This is a genomic window from Streptomyces sp. SCSIO 30461 (genome assembly GCF_037023745.1).
In the GTDB taxonomy this organism is placed as follows: Bacteria; Actinomycetota; Actinomycetes; order Streptomycetales; family Streptomycetaceae; genus Streptomyces.
Genome location: NZ_CP146101.1, coordinates 6,815,360 through 6,832,200, shown reverse-complemented (window position 1 = coordinate 6,832,200; position 16,841 = coordinate 6,815,360). Strand labels below are relative to the sequence as shown.

The 16,841-nt window shown below is 71.2% G+C and carries 15 protein-coding genes; 13 read left to right on the top strand and 2 right to left on the bottom strand.

Annotated features, from left to right (window positions below):
- Positions 1 to 92: 92 nt before the first annotated feature.
- The 13 genes from V1460_RS30680 (at position 93) to V1460_RS30620 (ending at position 14,706) form a co-directional block, all read left to right on the top strand.
- The gene (locus V1460_RS30680; RefSeq protein ID WP_338676855.1) at positions 93 to 884 is read left to right on the top strand and encodes an AfsR/SARP family transcriptional regulator; all 792 of its coding nucleotides are present in this window, start codon (positions 93 to 95) and stop codon (positions 882 to 884) included.
- 76 nt (positions 885 to 960) lie between these two features.
- A complete protein-coding gene (locus tag V1460_RS30675) occupies positions 961 to 2,550 on the top strand; it encodes an acyl-CoA carboxylase subunit beta (protein WP_338676854.1) in 1,590 nt (529 codons plus the stop codon).
- Between the two features lie 282 nt (positions 2,551 to 2,832).
- Positions 2,833 to 4,098 carry a beta-ketoacyl-[acyl-carrier-protein] synthase family protein gene (locus V1460_RS30670; protein ID WP_338676853.1) on the top strand — a complete coding sequence of 422 codons (1,266 nt, stop codon included), beginning with the start codon at positions 2,833 to 2,835 and terminating at the stop codon, positions 4,096 to 4,098.
- Complete coding sequence (locus V1460_RS30665; RefSeq protein WP_338676852.1) at positions 4,095 to 5,309, top strand: ketosynthase chain-length factor; 1,215 nt, start codon at positions 4,095 to 4,097, stop codon at positions 5,307 to 5,309. The genes V1460_RS30670 and V1460_RS30665 overlap by 4 nt, the downstream gene beginning before the upstream one ends.
- Before the next feature lie 104 nt (positions 5,310 to 5,413).
- Complete coding sequence (locus V1460_RS30660) at positions 5,414 to 5,698, top strand: acyl carrier protein (RefSeq protein ID WP_338676851.1); 285 nt, start codon at positions 5,414 to 5,416, stop codon at positions 5,696 to 5,698.
- A gap of 158 nt (positions 5,699 to 5,856) precedes the next feature.
- The gene (locus tag V1460_RS30655; protein ID WP_338676850.1) at positions 5,857 to 7,644 is read left to right on the top strand and encodes an acyltransferase domain-containing protein; all 1,788 of its coding nucleotides are present in this window, start codon (positions 5,857 to 5,859) and stop codon (positions 7,642 to 7,644) included.
- Positions 7,641 to 7,862: a DUF6059 family protein gene (locus V1460_RS30650; RefSeq protein ID WP_338676849.1), complete on the top strand. Its 222-nt coding sequence runs from the start codon at positions 7,641 to 7,643 to the stop codon at positions 7,860 to 7,862. Before V1460_RS30655 ends, V1460_RS30650 begins: the two co-directional genes overlap by 4 nt.
- 206 nt (positions 7,863 to 8,068) lie before the next feature.
- Positions 8,069 to 8,764, top strand: coding sequence for a chaplin (locus V1460_RS30645; RefSeq protein WP_338676848.1), 696 nt, complete (start codon positions 8,069 to 8,071; stop codon positions 8,762 to 8,764).
- A 181-nt stretch (positions 8,765 to 8,945) separates the two neighbouring features.
- Positions 8,946 to 9,482: a CAP domain-containing protein gene (locus V1460_RS30640; protein WP_338676847.1), complete on the top strand. Its 537-nt coding sequence runs from the start codon at positions 8,946 to 8,948 to the stop codon at positions 9,480 to 9,482.
- Between the two features lie 425 nt (positions 9,483 to 9,907).
- Positions 9,908 to 10,708, top strand: a complete 801-nt coding sequence (locus tag V1460_RS30635; RefSeq protein WP_338676846.1) for a hypothetical protein — start codon at positions 9,908 to 9,910, stop codon at positions 10,706 to 10,708.
- A gap of 164 nt (positions 10,709 to 10,872) precedes the next feature.
- Positions 10,873 to 11,442, top strand: a complete 570-nt coding sequence (locus V1460_RS30630; RefSeq protein ID WP_338676845.1) for an LPXTG cell wall anchor domain-containing protein — start codon at positions 10,873 to 10,875, stop codon at positions 11,440 to 11,442.
- Between the two features lie 410 nt (positions 11,443 to 11,852).
- On the top strand, positions 11,853 to 12,749 hold the full coding sequence (locus V1460_RS30625; RefSeq protein WP_338676844.1) for a glutaminyl-peptide cyclotransferase: 897 nt from the start codon (positions 11,853 to 11,855) through the stop codon (positions 12,747 to 12,749).
- 76 nt (positions 12,750 to 12,825) lie between these two features.
- Positions 12,826 to 14,706, top strand: coding sequence for a DUF4012 domain-containing protein (locus V1460_RS30620; RefSeq protein WP_338676843.1), 1,881 nt, complete (start codon positions 12,826 to 12,828; stop codon positions 14,704 to 14,706).
- Here the strand turns inward: V1460_RS30620 and V1460_RS30615 are convergent.
- The gene (locus V1460_RS30615) at positions 14,685 to 15,311 is read right to left on the bottom strand and encodes a low molecular weight phosphatase family protein (RefSeq protein WP_338676842.1); all 627 of its coding nucleotides are present in this window, start codon (positions 15,309 to 15,311) and stop codon (positions 14,685 to 14,687) included. The genes V1460_RS30620 and V1460_RS30615 overlap by 22 nt on opposite strands.
- Positions 15,312 to 16,829 carry a polysaccharide biosynthesis tyrosine autokinase gene (locus V1460_RS30610; protein WP_338676841.1) on the bottom strand — a complete coding sequence of 506 codons (1,518 nt, stop codon included), beginning with the start codon at positions 16,827 to 16,829 and terminating at the stop codon, positions 15,312 to 15,314. It lies immediately after the preceding gene.
- Between the last annotated feature and the right edge of the window lie 12 nt (positions 16,830 to 16,841).

The window sequence follows — 16,841 nt, the reverse complement described above, 5'->3', positions numbered from 1 at the left end:
GACCGCCTTTGATGCGAACCTCGACCCTCAGCAGTGCTCCGCCCCGAGCACCGGAGCGTGAGACGGGGAATCGAGGCAAAGGGGAACGAACGATGGAGATCAATGTTCTGGGACCGCTCGCCGCCGTCGAGCACGGCATCTCCGTGGTCCCCACCGCCGGCAAGCCGCGCCAGATCCTCGCGCTCCTCGCCCTCCAGGCCGACCGGGTGGTCACCGTACCGACCCTGATGGAGGAGATCTGGGGCGAGGAGATCCCGCGTAGCGCGGCGACCACCCTCCAGACGTACATCCTCCAGCTGCGCCGCAAGCTCACCGCGGCACTGGACGGGGATCCGCACCGGCAGGCCAAGGACGTGCTGGTCACCCAGCACGGCGGCTATCTGCTCCAGGTCCAGCCCGGCAGGGTGGACGCCGAGGAGTTCAGCCGGCTGGCCTCATCGGGACGGGACGCGCACGAGGCGGGCGACTACCACGCCGCCTCGGAACTGCTCGGCACCGCGCTCAAGATGTGGCGCGGGCCGGCCCTGGTCGATGTCCGGGTCGGCAGTGTGCTGGAGCTTGAGGTGCTGGGCCTCGAAGAGGACCGGATGGCGGCGCTGGAGCGGCGTATCGACGCCGATCTGCGCCTCGGACGGCACACCGAGATCGTGCCCGAGCTGCGTGTGCTGGTCGCCAAGCACCCGATGCACGAGAACTTCTGCGCCCAGCTGATGACCGCGCTGCACCGCGCGGGCAGCGCCTGGCGGGCCCTGGAGTCGTACCAGCGGCTGCGCGGCACCCTGATAGACGAGCTGGGACTCGAACCGTCGCCGCGGCTCCAGCGGCTGCACCAGGCCATCCTGTCCTCCGACCCGGAGCTGGATCTGAACGTGCCGGCCACCTGATCGGAGCCGGACGTGCCGGGGACACGGGGAGCGGCTGCTCCACCGAGCTTCGAGGAGCCGTTCCTACGTTCGGCCAATGACGATCCTTGACGAGCTCACGGTCATCCAGGCGGCACCCGACCTGCGCCGCTCCACCGACGAACTGCGCCGTCTCAAGGAAGAGGTGAGCCGCGGCCCCGACCCGGCCGCCACCCGACGGCAGCACGAGAAGAACAAACTCACCGCCCATGAACGCCTCGAACTGCTCTTTGACGAGGGCACGTTCACGGAGATCGAGCCGCTGCGCCGGCACCGGGCCAGCGGCTTCGGCCTGGAGCACCGCAAGCCGCACGGCGACGGCGTGATCACCGGCTGGGGACTGGTGCACGGCCGCACCGTCTTCGCCTACGCCCACGACTTCCGGGTGTTCGCCGGTGCGCTGGGTGAGGCGCACGCCGAGAAGGTTCACAAGGTCATGGACCTCGCCGAGGCCGCGGGAGCGCCCCTGGTCAGCCTCAACGACGGCGCGGGCGCCCGCATCCAGGAGGGCGTCACCGCCCTCGCGGGCTACGGTGGGATCTTCCGCCGCAATGTCGCGGCCTCCGGCGTCATCCCCCAGATCAGTGTGATGCTCGGCCCCTGCGCGGGCGGAGCGGCCTATTCCCCGGCCCTGACCGACTTCGTCTTCATGGTCCGCGAGACCGCGCAGATGTTCATCACCGGACCCGACGTGGTCCAGGCCGTCACGGGCGAGCAGATCACCCACAACGGACTCGGCGGGGCCGATGTGCACGCCACCACCTCCGGGGTCTGCCACTTCGCCCATGACGACGAGGCCGCCTGCCTGGAGGACGTGCGCTTCCTTCTCGCCCTGCTGCCCGGGAACAACCGCGAGATGCCACCCGCCGCGGCCTGCGACGACCCGGCCGACCGGCGCACCGACGCGCTCACCGAGCTGGTGCCGGCCGAGCCGGGACGCTCGTACGACATCCGCAAGGTCATCGAGGAGGTCGTGGACGACGGCGAGTTCCTCGAAGTGCACGAGAGCTGGGCGCAGAACGTGGTGTGCGCGCTCGCCCGGCTCGACGGGCACCCGGTCGGCATCGTCGCCAACCAGCCCGCCTCCCTCGCTGGGGTACTCGACATCCATGCCTCGGAGAAGGCCGCCCGCTTCGTGTCCTTCTGCGACTCGTTCAACATCCCGCTCGTCACCCTGGTCGACGTGCCCGGTTTCCTGCCCGGTGTCGACCAGGAGCACGGCGGCATCATCCGGCACGGCGCCAAGCTGCTGTACGCGTACTGCAACGCCACCGTGCCCCGTATCTCCCTGGTGCTGCGCAAGGCCTACGGCGGCGCGTACATCGTGATGGACTCCCGCTCCATCGGCGCCGACCTGTCCTTCGCCTGGCCCACCAACGAGATCGCGGTGATGGGAGCCGAGGGCGCCGCCAACGTCATCTTCCGGCGCGAGATAGCCGCAGCCGAGGATCCCGATGCGCTACGGGCGCAGCGCATCAAGGAGTACAAGTCCGAGCTGATGCATCCGTACTACGCGGCCGAACGTGGTCTCGTGGACGACGTCATCGACCCCGGGGACACCCGGCGGGTACTGGTCAGGTCCCTCGCCATGCTGCGCGCGAAGCAAGCCGAAGTGCCTGCCCGCAAGCATGGAAATGTGCCGACGTAGTGCGCTTTTCCACGGTCCACGGGCGCGCGAGCCACGGTCGAGAGCACACCCGTTCCATGGCTGGACCGAGCCCGGCGACAAGCCACGAGCGAGTCGCCGGACAGGTGCCCGGCCGGCCGGGGTGGGGAGGCCCTGACCCTGAACCGCCCCGGCCGCCGCATCGAGTGCAGGAGCGTCACGCAAGCGAAAGCGTCACGGACGAAGGGATCGACAGTGACCCCCACAGTTCCAGCCGGCTGGTGCGCGACGGCGCACCCGGCCCCGTCGAAGGCCAGGTAGACCATGCGCAGAGTCGCCATCACAGGCCTGGGCGTCGTGGCCCCGGGCGGGGTCGGTGTCAAGGAGTACTGGGACCTGCTCACGGCGGGACGCACCGCCACCCGCAGGATCACCTTCTACGACCCGTCCCCGTTCCGCTCCCAGGTCGCCGCCGAGTGCGATTTCGACCCGCTGGCGGCGGGTCTGTCCCAGCAGGAGGCCCGGCGTCTCGACCGGGCCGCGCAGTTCGCGGTGGTCTCCACCCGTGAGGCCGTCGCCGACAGCGGACTCGATGTCGGCACGCTCGACCCGGGGCGGATCGGCACCTCGCTGGGCAGCGCGGTCGGCTGCACCACCAGCCTGGAGCGGGAGTACGCCGTCGTCAGCGACGGCGGGCGCCTGTGGAACGTCGACCACACCTACGCGGTACCCGAGCTGTACCGGCACTTCGTGCCCAGCTCGATGGCCGCCGAGGTGGGCCAGGCGGCCGGAGCCGAAGGACCCGCGGCGGTGGTCTCCACCGGCTGCACCTCGGGACTCGACTCCCTCGGACACGCCGTGGAGCTCATCCGAGAGGGCACTGCCGATGTGATGATCGCGGGCGCCACCGAGGCGCCCATCTCACCGATCACCTCGGCCTGCTTCGACGCCATCCACGCCACCACCCCCCGCAACGACACCCCGGAGAGCGCCTGCCGGCCCTTCGACAGGACCCGCAGCGGTCTCGTCCTCGGCGAGGGCGCGGCGATCCTCGTCCTGGAGGAGTTGGAGAGTGCCAAGCGGCGCGGCGCCCATATCTACGCGGAGATCGCGGGATTCGCCTCCCGTTGCAACGCGTACCACATGACCGGTCTCAAGCCGGACGGGCGCGAGATGGCCGAGGCCATCGACGTCGCGCTCGCCGAGGCCCGGCTCGCACCCGACACCATCGACTACATCAACGCCCACGGCTCCGGCACCAAGATGAACGACCGCCACGAGACCGGCGCGTTCAAGCGCAGCCTGGGGGACCACGCGTACCGCACCCCCGTCAGCTCCATCAAGTCGATGATCGGGCACTCGCTGGGTGCCATCGGCTCCCTGGAGATCGCCGCCTGCGCGCTGGCGATGGAGCACGGAGTGCTGCCGCCCACCGCCAATCTGCACGAGCCCGACCCCGAACTCGACCTCGACTACATCCCGCTGACCGCCCGTGAGAAGCAGACCGACGTGGTCCTCAGCGTCGGCAGCGGCTTCGGCGGGTTCCAGAGTGCCATGGTGCTGGCCCGTCCGGAGAGGAGCGCCGCATGAGCAGGACCACCGTGGTGACCGGCCTGGGCGTGACCGCGCCCAACGGGCTGGGCACCGAGGAGTACTGGAAGGCCACGGTGGCCGGACAGTCCGGCCTCGGCGAGGTGACACGCTTCGACGCCTCGGGGTATCCCTCGCGTGTCGCGGGCGAGGTCTCCGACTACAACGCCGAGGAGCACATCCCCAGCCGGCTGATGCCGCAGACCGACCATATGACGCGGCTCGCGCTGACCGCGGCGGACTGGGCACTCTCCGACGCCGGGATCGACACCACCGCGATGCCCGAGTACGGCATCGGCGTCGTCACCTCGGCCTCGGGAGGCGCTGTCGAGTTCGGCCAGCGGGAGCTGGAGAACCTGTGGAGCAAGGGCAAGGAGTACGTCAGCGCGTACCAGTCCTTCGCCTGGTTCTACGCCGTCAACACCGGCCAGATCTCCATCCGGCACAAGCTGCGCGGCCCCAGCGGGGTGCTGCTCACCGAGCAGGCGGGTGGCATCGACTCCATCGGGCAGGCACGCCGCCACATCCGCAAGGGTTTCCCGGCCGTGATCTCCGGTGGCGTCGACGCGGCCGTCTGCCCCTGGGGCTGGGTGCCGCAGATCGCCTCCGGGCTGATGTCGACGGTCGACGACCCGGCGCGCGCCTATCTGCCGTTCTCGTCCGAAGCGAGCGGCTACGTACCGGGTGAGGGGGGCGCGATCCTGCTCCTCGAAGACGCGGAGGCGGCACGCGACCGGGGTGCCACCCATGTCTACGGGGAGATCGCCGGCTACGCGGCCACCCTCGATCCGGCTCCCGGATCCGGTCGCCCGTCCGGACTGCGCCGGGCCATCGAGCAAGCCTTGGCCGACGCCGGGTGCACCAGCGCCGACATCGACGTGGTCTTCGCCGACGCGGCGGGTGTGCCCGAGCACGACCGGGCGGAGGCCGAGGCGCTCGCCGCCGTGTTCGGGCCGAACGCCGTCCCCGTCACCGCGCCCAAGACGATGACCGGGCGACTGCTGGCCGGCGGCGCCGCCCTGGACGCGGCCACCGCCCTGCTCGCCCTGCGCGACGGGGTGGTCCCGCCGACCGTCCATGTGGCGGCGCCGGCGCCCGGTCTCGGCATCGACCTGGTCACCGAGGCGCGCGAGGCCGATCTGCGCGCCGCGCTGGTCGTCGCCAGGGGCCACGGAGGCTTCAACGCGGCGCTGGTCGTGCGCCGCGCCTAGAGCCGGTACGAGCTGCGATCCCCCACTCCCCACCCCTCACAAGCTCCACAGCGTCACCTACCTCACCACCAGACCAGCCAGCCCGAACGAGAGGACGTCCCATCATGAGCACCGGTATCACCACCACCACCACGACGATCACCGTCACCCTGGCCGACCTGACCCGCATGTTGCGTGAGAGCGCGGGCGAGGAGGAGGGTGTCGACCTGGACGGCGACGTCATGGACACCCCCTTCATGGACCTCGGTTACGACTCGCTCGCCCTGCTCCAGGTGATCGGCCAGATCCAGCGCGAGTACGGCATCGAGATCCCGGACGACGCCGTGGTGGACGCGGAGACCCCGAGGGCCCTGCTCGCGCTCATCAACGCGGACCAGACCGCCGCCTGACCAGGGGCTCGAATGAACGCGGCCGTCCCGCCCGAATCCCCCGCGGGGCGGGACGGCCGCCCCCCCACACCCCGCCCCCACACGCAACTCCGCACGACCACAAGCACACGAACGCGCACGCCAGGGCGGCCGGAGGCCGCGGCCCACCAGGAGGGAAGATGTCGCTCACCTCATACAGCGCGGTCGTCCGGAGGCTGGTCATCAGCCCCGGCTCCACGCAGCCGCCCCGAGCGCGGATCGTGGCATCGGCCGCCGGTGTGTCGGCGGTGCTGCGGGCCTTCGGCAAGCCGCCCGAGGAACTGCCCGTACGCACCATCGTGTACGTCGGCGCCATCGACCCGGACCCCGGACTCGGCAGCGAACACGAGGGCTTCACGGTGCGTACCGTGTCCACCCCCGGCCGGGCCCTGCGCCTCGCCGACCGGGAACTGCGCGACGGCATCGCGGACTTCGCCATGGTCGCCGGATTCGGCGAGTTGGACCCGCACACCATCACCGTCTACGCGGTCAAGCGGGCCGCCGAGGCCATCGCGGAGGCGGACCGCGTCCTCGGCGTGCTCGACGCGAGCGGCGGCACCGACGACGAGATGCCCGCGCTGCGCCCGCTCCACCACGGACGCCGCGCCACCGACCCCGAGCAGCATCGGCTGCTGCTCTGGTCCGGTCAGGACGCCGCCGACGAGAGCCGGGTCCGCAGCGAACTGCTGCCCCTGCTCAGCGGACTGCACAGTGAGGCCTACCCGGCCCTGCCCACTGCGGTGCCCTGCGGCACCACGCCCGGACCGGTGCGCGGCGCCGCCGTCTCGGTGTCGGCGCTGGCCGCCGCCACCGTGCACAAGGCCAAGCCCGTGACCGCCGCCCGTCCGCGGCCCGTCGCCCTGCTTTTCCCAGGCCAGGGCTCCCAGCACGCGGGCATGGCCGCAGGGCTCTACCTGCGCGAGCCCGTGTTCACCGCCGCCGTGGACGCCGCACTCTCCCACATGGGCGAGGAGGGCCACCGGATCCGCGAGGACTGGCTCAACTCCGGATCGCCGCGCATCGACATCGACGATGTGCGCCGCGCACAGCCGCTGCTGTTCGCCGTCGACTACGCGCTCGGCCGGCTCATCCTCAGCTGGGGTGTGCGCCCCGCAGCCCTGCTCGGGCACAGCGCCGGTGAACTGGTCGCCGCCACCCTCGCCGGAGTGATGGCGCTGCCCGACGCCGTGGCGATGATGATGGCCCGGGTGCGAGAGGCGGTACGGATACCGGAAGGCGGAATGCTGGCCGTCGCCGCGAGCGAGGAGCAACTGCATCCCTACGTGGAGGGGGACGTGGCCATCGCCGCGGTCAACGCCGCGCAGCAGGTGATGCTCGCGGGTTCCGCCGCCCCGCTGGCCGATGTCGCGGCCGACCTCAGGTCCGATGGCTTCACCGTCGTCAACGTCCCCGCGACCAGTCCCTTCCACTCACCTGCGATGGCTCCGGCATCCGACGCCGTGGAGGCCGTCTACCGCGGCATCCCCCTGCGCGAGCCCCGGCTGCCGCTGTACTCCGGCTACACCGGTGGTCTGATGCACCCCGAGGACGCCGTCAGCCCCCGCTTCTGGGCGCGCCAGATCACCGACACGGTGTACTTCAAGGCCGCGCTCGAAGAACTGCTCGCGGTGGACGACATGCTGCTGATCGAGGCCGGTCCGCGGCAGACCCTGACCGCCTTCGCCCGCAGGCACCGCGCCGTGCGCCTCGGTGCGAGCGCGGCCGCCGCGCTGCTGCCCGCGCGCCGGGGCACGCCCGAGGCCGACCGCCAGTCGGTGCTGGCGACCGCCGCGCGCATCTGGACCGAGGGCCACGATCTCGACCTCGACGCGTTGTCCCGGTTGTGGACCTGGAGCGACGAGGAGCCCGTGGCGACGGTGACCGGGACCGGCGCACCCTGGGAGCCGGCCGCCGCGCTGCGCTCATGACGCTGCTGAGGCGGGTGGTGTACGGCTGCTACGACGCCCTCGTGACCGCCGGGTGGATATGGATCGGGGTGCCCGCCCCGGGCCGGGGTACGGAGCCCCCCGGGCTCCGCCCGCCGCCGCCCGGCCACCCGGAACGGGTGCGCCCGGACATCCCGCTGACCCCGGCGGAGCGCCGTCTTCGCCGTCAGTTGACGGCACGTCACCGACCGGGTTGCTGAGCGGCGCCTGTGAGGCGGCCGTGCCATAGCCGCCGCAGTATCCACCAGCGACGCATTCATGGCACCCAAATAGGAAGAACTGATTTGCTTTTGTCGATTCCCGAAAATCCGCGACCGCTACTGCGTGACGTGTCCGCCCTCTGTTTCGTTTCCTGCTCGAAGGGGTGAGGTCAGATCCTTCCCCCGATGCATGAAGGGAATTAAGGGTGGAGAGCAAGGCTCAGCGCATTCTCCTCGCAGCCTGCCTGGCTACGGGGGCGACCATGGCCGGTGCCGGGGCGGCCCTGGCGGACAGTGGTGCCGTCGGTGCCGCGTCGGGCTCGCCCGGGATCCTCTCGGGCAATGTCATCCAGGCGCCGGTGCATGTTCCGGTGAACGTGTGCGGAAACACCGTCAGCGTCATCGGTCTCCTCAACCCGGCTTCCGGCAACGCGTGCGGCAACGGCGACGGCACCAGTGTGATCGAGGAACCGACGGTCCCCGGACCGGAGGAGCCCACGACCCCGGGCACCGAGGAGCCTCCGGCCAACGAGCCGCTGCCGCTCCCGGAGCCGCTCCCGGAGCCGAACGAGCCGGCTCCGGTCCCGCCGGTCGAGGAGCCGCCCGTCGTTCCGCCGGTGGACAACCCCGCGCCCGAGCCGCCGGTCCAGCCGCAGCCGCCGGTCGTCAGCACGCCTGAGACCCCGGCCACCCCCGAGGTCCCGGTCGCTGAGACGCCCGAGGTCCCGGCCGTCACCCCGGTCGTGAACACCCCCGCCGCCCCCGCCGCCCCGGCCGCCCCGGGTGCCACGCTCGCCGAGACGGGCGCCGAGGCCAACGCCGGAATCATGGCGGCGGTCGCGCTCGCGCTCGCCGGTGGCGGTGCCCTCGCGATCCGGAGCACCAGGGCCGCACGGCGCTGACCACGCGTATGCCCGCGGAGGGAAGTCCCGGACACGACAGCCGCGTGTCCGGGACTCCTTCGTGTGTGGCTGACATGGCATCCGGCGAATAAAGTCCGACCAATCGTCCGGAAGGAAGAGAAAATCTCGCCGCCGTATCGAATTTACGGGCGGTCGGTGGTAAGCGCTGTACAAATGTGCCATGACGAACTGGGCGAAGAGAATTCGTGTCGTGGCTCTGTTCGCCGGGCTCGCGTCGGCGGCCGCATGGGCGACGAGTGGTCCCGCACCGGCACTGGCGGCCTCGTCCGCGGTCTCCGTCGTCGGACGGTCCGCCATCGAGGTCCGGCTCGATGTGACCGCCGACCGCGTGCTCGGTCTGGTCAACAAGGAGCGGGAGCGCGGGGGCTGCGACCCCGTCCACGCGCATCCGGCACTCGAGCGGGCCGCCGAGGAGCACAGCGAGGACATGGCCGAGCGGGGGCGGTTGACGCATACGGGGACGGGCGGCCTCTCCGTCGCCGAGCGCCTGCGCGACTCGGGGTACAGGAACGAGTACTTCGGCGAGAACCTGGCGCGGGGTTCGCTCACCGCCCGCTCGGTCGTGAACAGCTGGATGCACAGCCCCGCGCACCGGGAGATCATCCTCACCTGCCTCTACGAGGAGGCCGGTGTGGGGATCGCGCTTGACTCGGACGGCCCCTGGTGGACCGTCATCCTGGGCGCCGCACACCCCTGATGCGGCGCACTGCCGCCGTCCGCCCGCGTGTACGGACGTGTCCGGTGCACTTCCCTGCGGGGCCGAGTCCTGAGGCGCCCGGCCGGGAGGAGGGAGCCGGGCGCCTCGGACGGATCACGGCGCTTCGGGAGCGCGTAGCAGCACGATGGCACCGGCGGCGGCGGACCGCGGTCGAGTGCCTGTCCGGCGCGCCCGGAATTCAGCCTAGTGGATGCATATTCTGTCGTCGGAGCATCCGATAGGCAGATCGCGAGCGGTTCGTACGGAGGGCTCGCAGTCGAACGCCGTCTCGATGCGGACGGCTTGTGGTGGCGGCGATCCCAAGTTATCGGCTGCCGTCTTGATCGCCTTTAGTTTTTGGCTCTCTTTGTGTTGAATGTGTCGCACCTGCGAGCTCAAAGGCCGGGACGGGCGTTTATGCGTATGTGGAACCGCGTGAAGTATGGGAAAGAAATACGATCCTAGCCAAGGCGTTCTGTGCCAGCGATGACAAGGTCCGAGCGGCACGGGCGGCTCTGGACGAGGCGCAGGCCGACCGTACGAGGAAACTCGCCGCCTTCGCGGTGATCGTCGGTGACGACGGTAGCGTGGCCGGGATGATGGGTCTGCATGAGCGCGAAGTGCGGGTGGCGCGCAGGACCGTCGGCCGGGACGGCGCCCGCACGGTGGCCGCCAATCTGCTGACCACGGGACAGGACACCATCAGGGACGCCATCGCCGATCCGGTGCCGGAAGCCTCCTGCGCCACCCCTCCGGTGGAACCGGCGCCGGTGGCGCCACCGCCCCCTCCGTCGGCGGCGCCTTCCGTGCCGGCACCGGCTCCGGCATCGTTCACGTCCGCTGTACCGTCGGCATCGGCGACCGTGACCACGGCCTCGATCCCGGTGGTCCCGGCCCCGGCATCGATGCCCACGCCGGTGTTCGACGACCACTGGAGCGAGGCGCACCAGCCCACCGTGCTCTGGACGTCCGCCATGGACTCGGTGCTGGTATGGAGTTGGCAGTCGGGCGTCGACCTGATGGTCGTGGCGAACGAGCTGGGGGTGGATCTGCGTACGGTGCTCCAGCGGGTGCAGATCCTTGCCGCCGACGGCCACTTGGCCAAGCCCGACCTGCCGGGTACCAGGACGACCCTGGGGCGCCACCGCCGCTATGAGGAGGACCTCGAGTTCGCCGGCGCGGTAAGCGGCGTGGGCGATCTGTACCCGCCGCCGAGCTGGACCTGAGCGGTGGGCCAACGGTGTGCGGCACCCCGGGGTGCTTAGGCCAGTACGGTGCCTCCGCCGCCCTGGCGCGTAGACAATCACGGAATAACGCCTTGTATCCGTAAATATGTCACGCATGGGGTCGTCAGTTGTCGGCCCGAACCCTCCCGAGGAGCGTGAACCACATGAGGACGTTCACAGGGCGTGCCGGCCTGGCGGCCATGGCCGCCTCCGCCGTCGTCGGAGCCGTGACATTCGTCTCCGCCCAGCCCGCGTTCGCCGCCCAGTACCCGCCTGGCCCGCCCCTGGTGCTGGAGCCGGCCGTGGTGTGCCCGGGGGACTCCGTCACCTTCCACGCGGACGGGTTCGCGCCGCTGCAGCCGACGACCGCGAAGCTCCTGAGCAAGGCCTTGCTGCTCGGGCATTTCAACGCGGATGCGCAGGGCGACGTGGACGGGACCGTGGAGATCCCGTCGAACGTCCGCAGCGGGAAGCACACCTTCAGGCTCGACGCCAGGAATCCGGAGCGGGAGCTGTCGGCGAAGCTGACCGTCAGGAAGCAAAACGAGTGCGGCACGGATGGCGTGCCGCCGGGCGTCGTCGCCGAAGAGCCTGGGGACGCGGGTTCTCTCGCCCAGCCCGAGCTGGCGGCGACCGGTCAGGACGACACCCTGATGCTCTTCGGCGGTGCGGCGGGTCTCGCGCTGCTCGGTGGCGGGGCGGTCGTGGCCGTCCGGCGGTTCGGCAACAGCTGAACACCGCCTGCCGCGGCTCCGCCGGCCGGGGACGCGCAAGGTCCCTGTCCGTGCCGTGCGCGCGTGCTCCTGTGCCGTTCCCCCTGGCCCTTCCCCTGCTGTCGCGGGGGGCCCAGGGGGATCCCACGCCGGCTTGGGCCATGCGCCGACTCTGTCGCGATCTTTCCCCACGGCCCTGAAGGCCTGGGGAGGCCCCAACCCACGGCCCTGAAGGCCGGGGGAGGCCCCAACCCACGGCCCTGAAGGCCTGGGGAGGCCCCAACCCACGGCCCTGAAGGCATGGGGAGGCCAAGCATGGCCCTGAGGGTTCGGGAGGCTCCAGCTCACGGCCCGGTGCCGGGTTCCGGCCGGTGCCGGTGCGGGCACCGACGGAAGGACCGGATGTGCGTCTGTACTCAGAAGGCAGGACCATGAGCCGGCCACGGGTGGTCGTCTGCACGGTGGCGACCGCGTGCGCCGCCCTGCTGACCGCGGCCTGCGGTGCCGGTCATGGGCGGGGACTCCCCGGTCCCAGCGCCGCGGCGCCGCACACGGACGGAACCGACCGCGCTGACGCGGCGGACGGTGTCGAGCCCTTGGCGGTCAGGGTGCTGGAGGTGCTTCCGCACGATAAGAGTGCTTTCACCCAGGGGCTCGAGCTCGACGGCGACACCCTGTACGAAAGCACGGGAATGGCGGGCCGGTCCTCCATGCGCTCCAGCCGCCTGGGCGGCAAGGGCGTGCGGAAGGTGGCGCTGCCCTCGCCCCTGTTCGGCGAGGGCATCACGGTACTCGGGCCCACCCTCTGGCAGCTCACCTGGCGGGACGGGGTGGCGATCGAGCGCGATGCCCGGACCCTGGCCGAGCGCCGGCGGGTCCGCTACTCCGGTGAGGGCTGGGGTCTGTGCCATCAGCCGGCCCGCGGCAGGCTGGTGATGAGCGACGGTTCCGCGCAGCTCGTCTTCCGCGATCGGCGTACCTTCGCCAAGACCGGCGAGATCACGGTGACCGCGCACGACGAGCCGGTGACCCAGCTCAATGAGCTGGAGTGCGTCGGGGACACCGTCTACGCCAACATCTGGTCGACGGACCAGATCATGCGCATCGACGCGAACACCGGGAAGGTCACGGGGACGATCGACGCTTCGGGCCTGCTGACCCCTCAGGAGGCGGAGCGCGCCGATGTGCTGAACGGTGTCGCGGCTGTGCCCGGCACCGATCAGTTCCTGATCACGGGCAAGCTCTGGCCCAAGACGTTCCGGGTGGTCTTCGTGCCCGCTCGTGCACAGGCATCCGCCGCCGCCGGCAGCGGCGGACCCCATTCGTGAGCCGCGCTGCCTCGCGCAACGTCACTCCGGCCGAAGTACCGCTCGCAGAAACATCGTCGTACGGACGGGAGCCTCCATGAGCCTTGGACTGAGGTCGGCAAGGTCGCGACTCCTGTCGCGCCTGCCCCATCCGCTGCCCCTTCCCTCCCTGCCCCTGCCCACGGGTTCCGGACCGATCCGGCTGCTGCTGGCCGCCGCCGCCGTGCTGCTTCTGGCGGGCGCCGGCTGGATCGCCGTGACCGGACTCTTCGCACGCGCCGAACTGACGGCCGCGAAGAGGGACCTCCAGAATCTGCGTCAGTCGGCCACCGGCGCCGGAGTGGCACGGGAAGAAGGCGGCGGGGCCGCCACCGCCGCCGGAGTCGGTGATGTGCGGCGGGCGATGGGTTCCGCGGCGGAGCACGCCGATCTTGCGCATCGCCTCACCACCGGGCCCGCGTGGTATCTCGCCTCGCGGATCCCCGTCATCGGCCGCCCCTTCGAGTCCATGCGGGGCGCCACCCATGCGGCGGACCGGATCACCCACGAGGTGTTCCCGGCGCTGGTGCGGGTGGTTCCGGACATCGCCAGGGACACCAAGGGCCGCGGCTTCCAGGCCCTGCTGTCAGCGCTGCGCGACAGCGCACCCGGCCTCGACCGGGCGGAGGGCGCCGCCATCGAGACCGAGGCCGCGGTCGCCGAACTGCCCCGGGACACCTGGCTCTCGGCCGCCGACCGGTTGAGGGACGAGCTCGCCGCCGGGCTCGACGGCATCACGTCCGCCATGGCGGACGCGACCGTCGCGGCCAGGGTGCTGCCCCCGATGCTGGGTGACGAGGGGCCGCGGCGCTTCTTCGTGGTGTTCCAGAACACGGCCGAGGCACGCGGCACCGGGGGCGTGCCCGCGGCCTTCGCCCTCGTCACCGCCGATCAGGGGCGGCTGAGCTTCGAGACCTTCGGCAACGAGGCCTCGCTCGCCAAGACCAGACCGATCGTCGACCTCGGAGCCGAGTTCACCTCCCGGTACGGGCCGAGCAACCCCACCAGCACCTGGGCCAACACCAACCTCAGCCCGCACTTCCCCTATGCCGCCCGCATCTGGGCGGAGGCATGGCGGGCCTACAGCGGCAAGCACGTGGACGGCGTGATCGCACTCGACCCCAGCGCGCTGTCGCTCCTGCTGCGGGCCGCAGGCCCGGCCAGGCTCTCCGACGGCACCGCGCTCACCGCGGACAACGTCCTGGACCTCACCGAGCGCACGGGCTACGGACGCTTCGCGGACCCGGCCAAGCGCAAGACCGTCTTCTTCGACGCCGCGCACCGGGCCGCTCTCCGGCTGGCCGGTGCCATCGAGGACCCGCGCCGTCTGCCCGCCATGCTCGACGCGGTCCACCAAGTGCTGGGGCAGGACCGGCTGAAGGTGTGGAGCACCTGGGAGGACGAGCAGCGGCTGCTCGCAACACGGCCGCTGGGCGGCATCCTCCCCTCGGGTGAAGGCCCGTTCGCCGGTCTCGTCGTCAACAACACCACGGGCGGGAAGCTGGACTACTACCTGGACCGGCGCCTGGAGTGGACCCCGGGGCGCTGCACCCCGGAGGGCCGGCCCGTGGTCGTACGGATCATCCTCGGCAACCGCGCTCCCGTGTCCGGGCTGCCTGGGGTCGTCACCCTGCGTGCGGACAAGCCTTCGTATCCCACCCGCCCCGGTGACAACCGACTGCTGGTCTCCTACTACGCCAGCGCCGGAGCGGAACTCACCGGAGCCGCCCTGGACGGCACACCTGTCGCGACCGGCACCGAGATCGAGCATGGCCACCCTGTCTTCACGACGGATCTGGAGCTTCCGGCCCAGCAGACCCGCACCCTGACACTGACCCTCATCGAGCCGCTCAGCGAGCGGCCCCCGCGTGTGCTGAGCCAGCCGCTGGTCACCCCTCTCCAGCCGGTCGTCCAGCCCTATCCGCCCTGCCGCGGCTGAGAAATCGGGAACTCGCACGGCTCGCCGGCCGCGCCCGGTGCCAGCAGCGCCGCCAAGGCGGCGACGGCTGTGCCGATCTCCTGCGCGCACCGCGTGAGGACCTCATGACCGCGCCCCTGGGGATCGGCGATCTCGTCATCAGCGGCAGGCGCCGGGTGCGGTGTGCCGCGCTCGGCGGCGGCGCATCTGATCAGCTCCCGGGGCGTCCGGCCGGGTTCCCACGTGCCGTCGGCCAGCCGCAGGAACTCCTTGAGGGTGAAGCTGCGGCGCAGCGCCGCGGGGTGCATCCGCACCGCCTCGTCGCGGTGTTCCCTGGCGAGTCCGAGCACGAGGTCCGCCGAGATGATCAGCTCCGGGGCCAGTAGGGTCGAGCGGAAGCCCGTGCCGTCCCCGCCCAGGGACTCCAGCACGGCGAGGGTCGCCGTGTCCATGCCGGATCCGCGTGCGCCACCCACGCCGGCCCAGGCCCGGGTGCCCGCGCTGGACACCCGGACGCCCGGCAGCCGGGACGCCAGCAGGCGCTCGGCGAGCGGTGAACGGTACATGTTCCCCGTGCAGATGAAGAGCACGCGGAGCTCGTGGGTGCTGTCGGCGTCGCGGGTCATTCAGGACTCGCCGCGTGCTGACGCCGCCTTGCGGCGCTTGATGAGCCGGGGCATCCCGCGCTGTGCCGACACACCCGCTCGTGGTTCCGGGCCACGCGCTCGGGGTTCCGAGTCGCGCGGTCGCGGCGGCGTCGCGGGCAGTTCGGTGTCCACCGCGGGATCGCCGTAGCCGTACAAGGCGCCGTAGCCGCCGCCCACCCGGCTGGGGACCGGCACCATGCTGAGGACGGCACCCAGCGTGTGGACACCCACCTTGCGCAGCGACTCTGCGGCGGCGACGGTGCGGTCACGGGGGGTCTTCCCGGCCTGGGCGACCAGGATGGCACCCTGCGCCATCGGGGCCAGCCCCACGGTGTCGGCGACGGGGAGCAGCGGCGCACTGTCCACGACCACGGCCTTGTAGCGGCCGGCGAGTTCGTCGAGTACCTCGCGCATCCGGCCGGATGCCAGCAGCTCGGCGGGATTGGGCGGAATCGGTCCGCTGGTGAGCACGGAGAGCCTCCCCGTCTGCTGCGTCACGTCGTCGATGTCCGCCTGGTTGATGAGCACACTGGCCAGACCGGCGTCCTGGACCAGTCCGAACGCGGCTGCGATACGGGGTCGGCGCAGATCGGCGTCGACCAGGCACGTGGGCGTGCCGGATTCGGCGAGGGACAGTGCCAGGCCCACCGCCGCACTGGTCTTGCCCTCGCCTGGAAGGGCGCTCGTCACCACGATGACGCTCGACGCCTGGTCGATCTGCGTGAACTTCAGGTTCGTCCGCAGGTGTCGGAACGCTTCAGCACGTGGTGAGTGCCCCAGCGCGCCTTCGGTGGGGGGCAGGCCGGCGGACTTCTTGTCGTAGGGGATCGCGCCCAGAACCGGCAGCCCGGTGTGCTTTGCGAGGGCTTCCGTCGTCTTCATCGTGGTGTCGAGAGTCTCGCGCAGCACCGCGATGGCGCCGCCGATGAACAGGCCGACCAGCAGGCCCATGGCGGTGTTGAGCGTCGGGCGCGGGCTCAACGGAGCCGAAGGGGGGATGGCCGTCTCCGTCACCCCGATCTTCACCGGGGAGCGGGTCCTGGCCGGGTCTCCCCGCGGGGTCTCCAAGCGCTCCACCACCTCGCTGAAGCGCAGAGCCACGGCGTTGGCGATGCGCGCCGCCCGGGTGGGGTCCGTATCGCTGACCGCGACGTTGACGAGCACCGTGTTGAGCGGTGCTTCGGCGGTGATCCGCGCGGCGAGCTCTTCCGGGGTGGTGTCCAGTTGCAACATCCCGACCACGCCTTCGGTCACCTGACGGCTGGCCACGATCGATGCGTACGACTGGACCCGGGCCTGCGAGAAGGCATTGCCCTGCTGGAGCTGGGCGATGTCGGCGCCGCCGGACTGGGCCGCGACGAACAGCTGGGTGCGGGCCTGGTAGACCGGCTTGGTGAAGGCCGTGACAGCCCATGCGGTGCCGACGCCCAGCAGCGCGCAGACGATGACGGCGGGCCAGCTGCGCAGCAGCGCTCTCAGAACGATGCGGAGTTCCACAGGCAGTGCACC

Coding starts and splice junctions, on each gene's coding strand:
- V1460_RS30640 (WP_338676847.1), top strand. CDS start 8,946: ATGACGAACTGGGCGAAGAGAATTCGTGTCGTGGCTCTGTTCGCCGGG.
- V1460_RS30675 (WP_338676854.1), top strand. CDS start 961: ATGACGATCCTTGACGAGCTCACGGTCATCCAGGCGGCACCCGACCTG.
- V1460_RS30615 (WP_338676842.1), bottom strand. CDS start 15,311: ATGACCCGCGACGCCGACAGCACCCACGAGCTCCGCGTGCTCTTCATC.
- V1460_RS30630 (WP_338676845.1), top strand. CDS start 10,873: ATGAGGACGTTCACAGGGCGTGCCGGCCTGGCGGCCATGGCCGCCTCC.
- V1460_RS30670 (WP_338676853.1), top strand. CDS start 2,833: ATGCGCAGAGTCGCCATCACAGGCCTGGGCGTCGTGGCCCCGGGCGGG.
- V1460_RS30660 (WP_338676851.1), top strand. CDS start 5,414: ATGAGCACCGGTATCACCACCACCACCACGACGATCACCGTCACCCTG.
- V1460_RS30625 (WP_338676844.1), top strand. CDS start 11,853: ATGAGCCGGCCACGGGTGGTCGTCTGCACGGTGGCGACCGCGTGCGCC.
- V1460_RS30665 (WP_338676852.1), top strand. CDS start 4,095: ATGAGCAGGACCACCGTGGTGACCGGCCTGGGCGTGACCGCGCCCAAC.
- V1460_RS30650 (WP_338676849.1), top strand. CDS start 7,641: ATGACGCTGCTGAGGCGGGTGGTGTACGGCTGCTACGACGCCCTCGTG.
- V1460_RS30655 (WP_338676850.1), top strand. CDS start 5,857: ATGTCGCTCACCTCATACAGCGCGGTCGTCCGGAGGCTGGTCATCAGC.
- V1460_RS30680 (WP_338676855.1), top strand. CDS start 93: ATGGAGATCAATGTTCTGGGACCGCTCGCCGCCGTCGAGCACGGCATC.
- V1460_RS30620 (WP_338676843.1), top strand. CDS start 12,826: ATGAGCCTTGGACTGAGGTCGGCAAGGTCGCGACTCCTGTCGCGCCTG.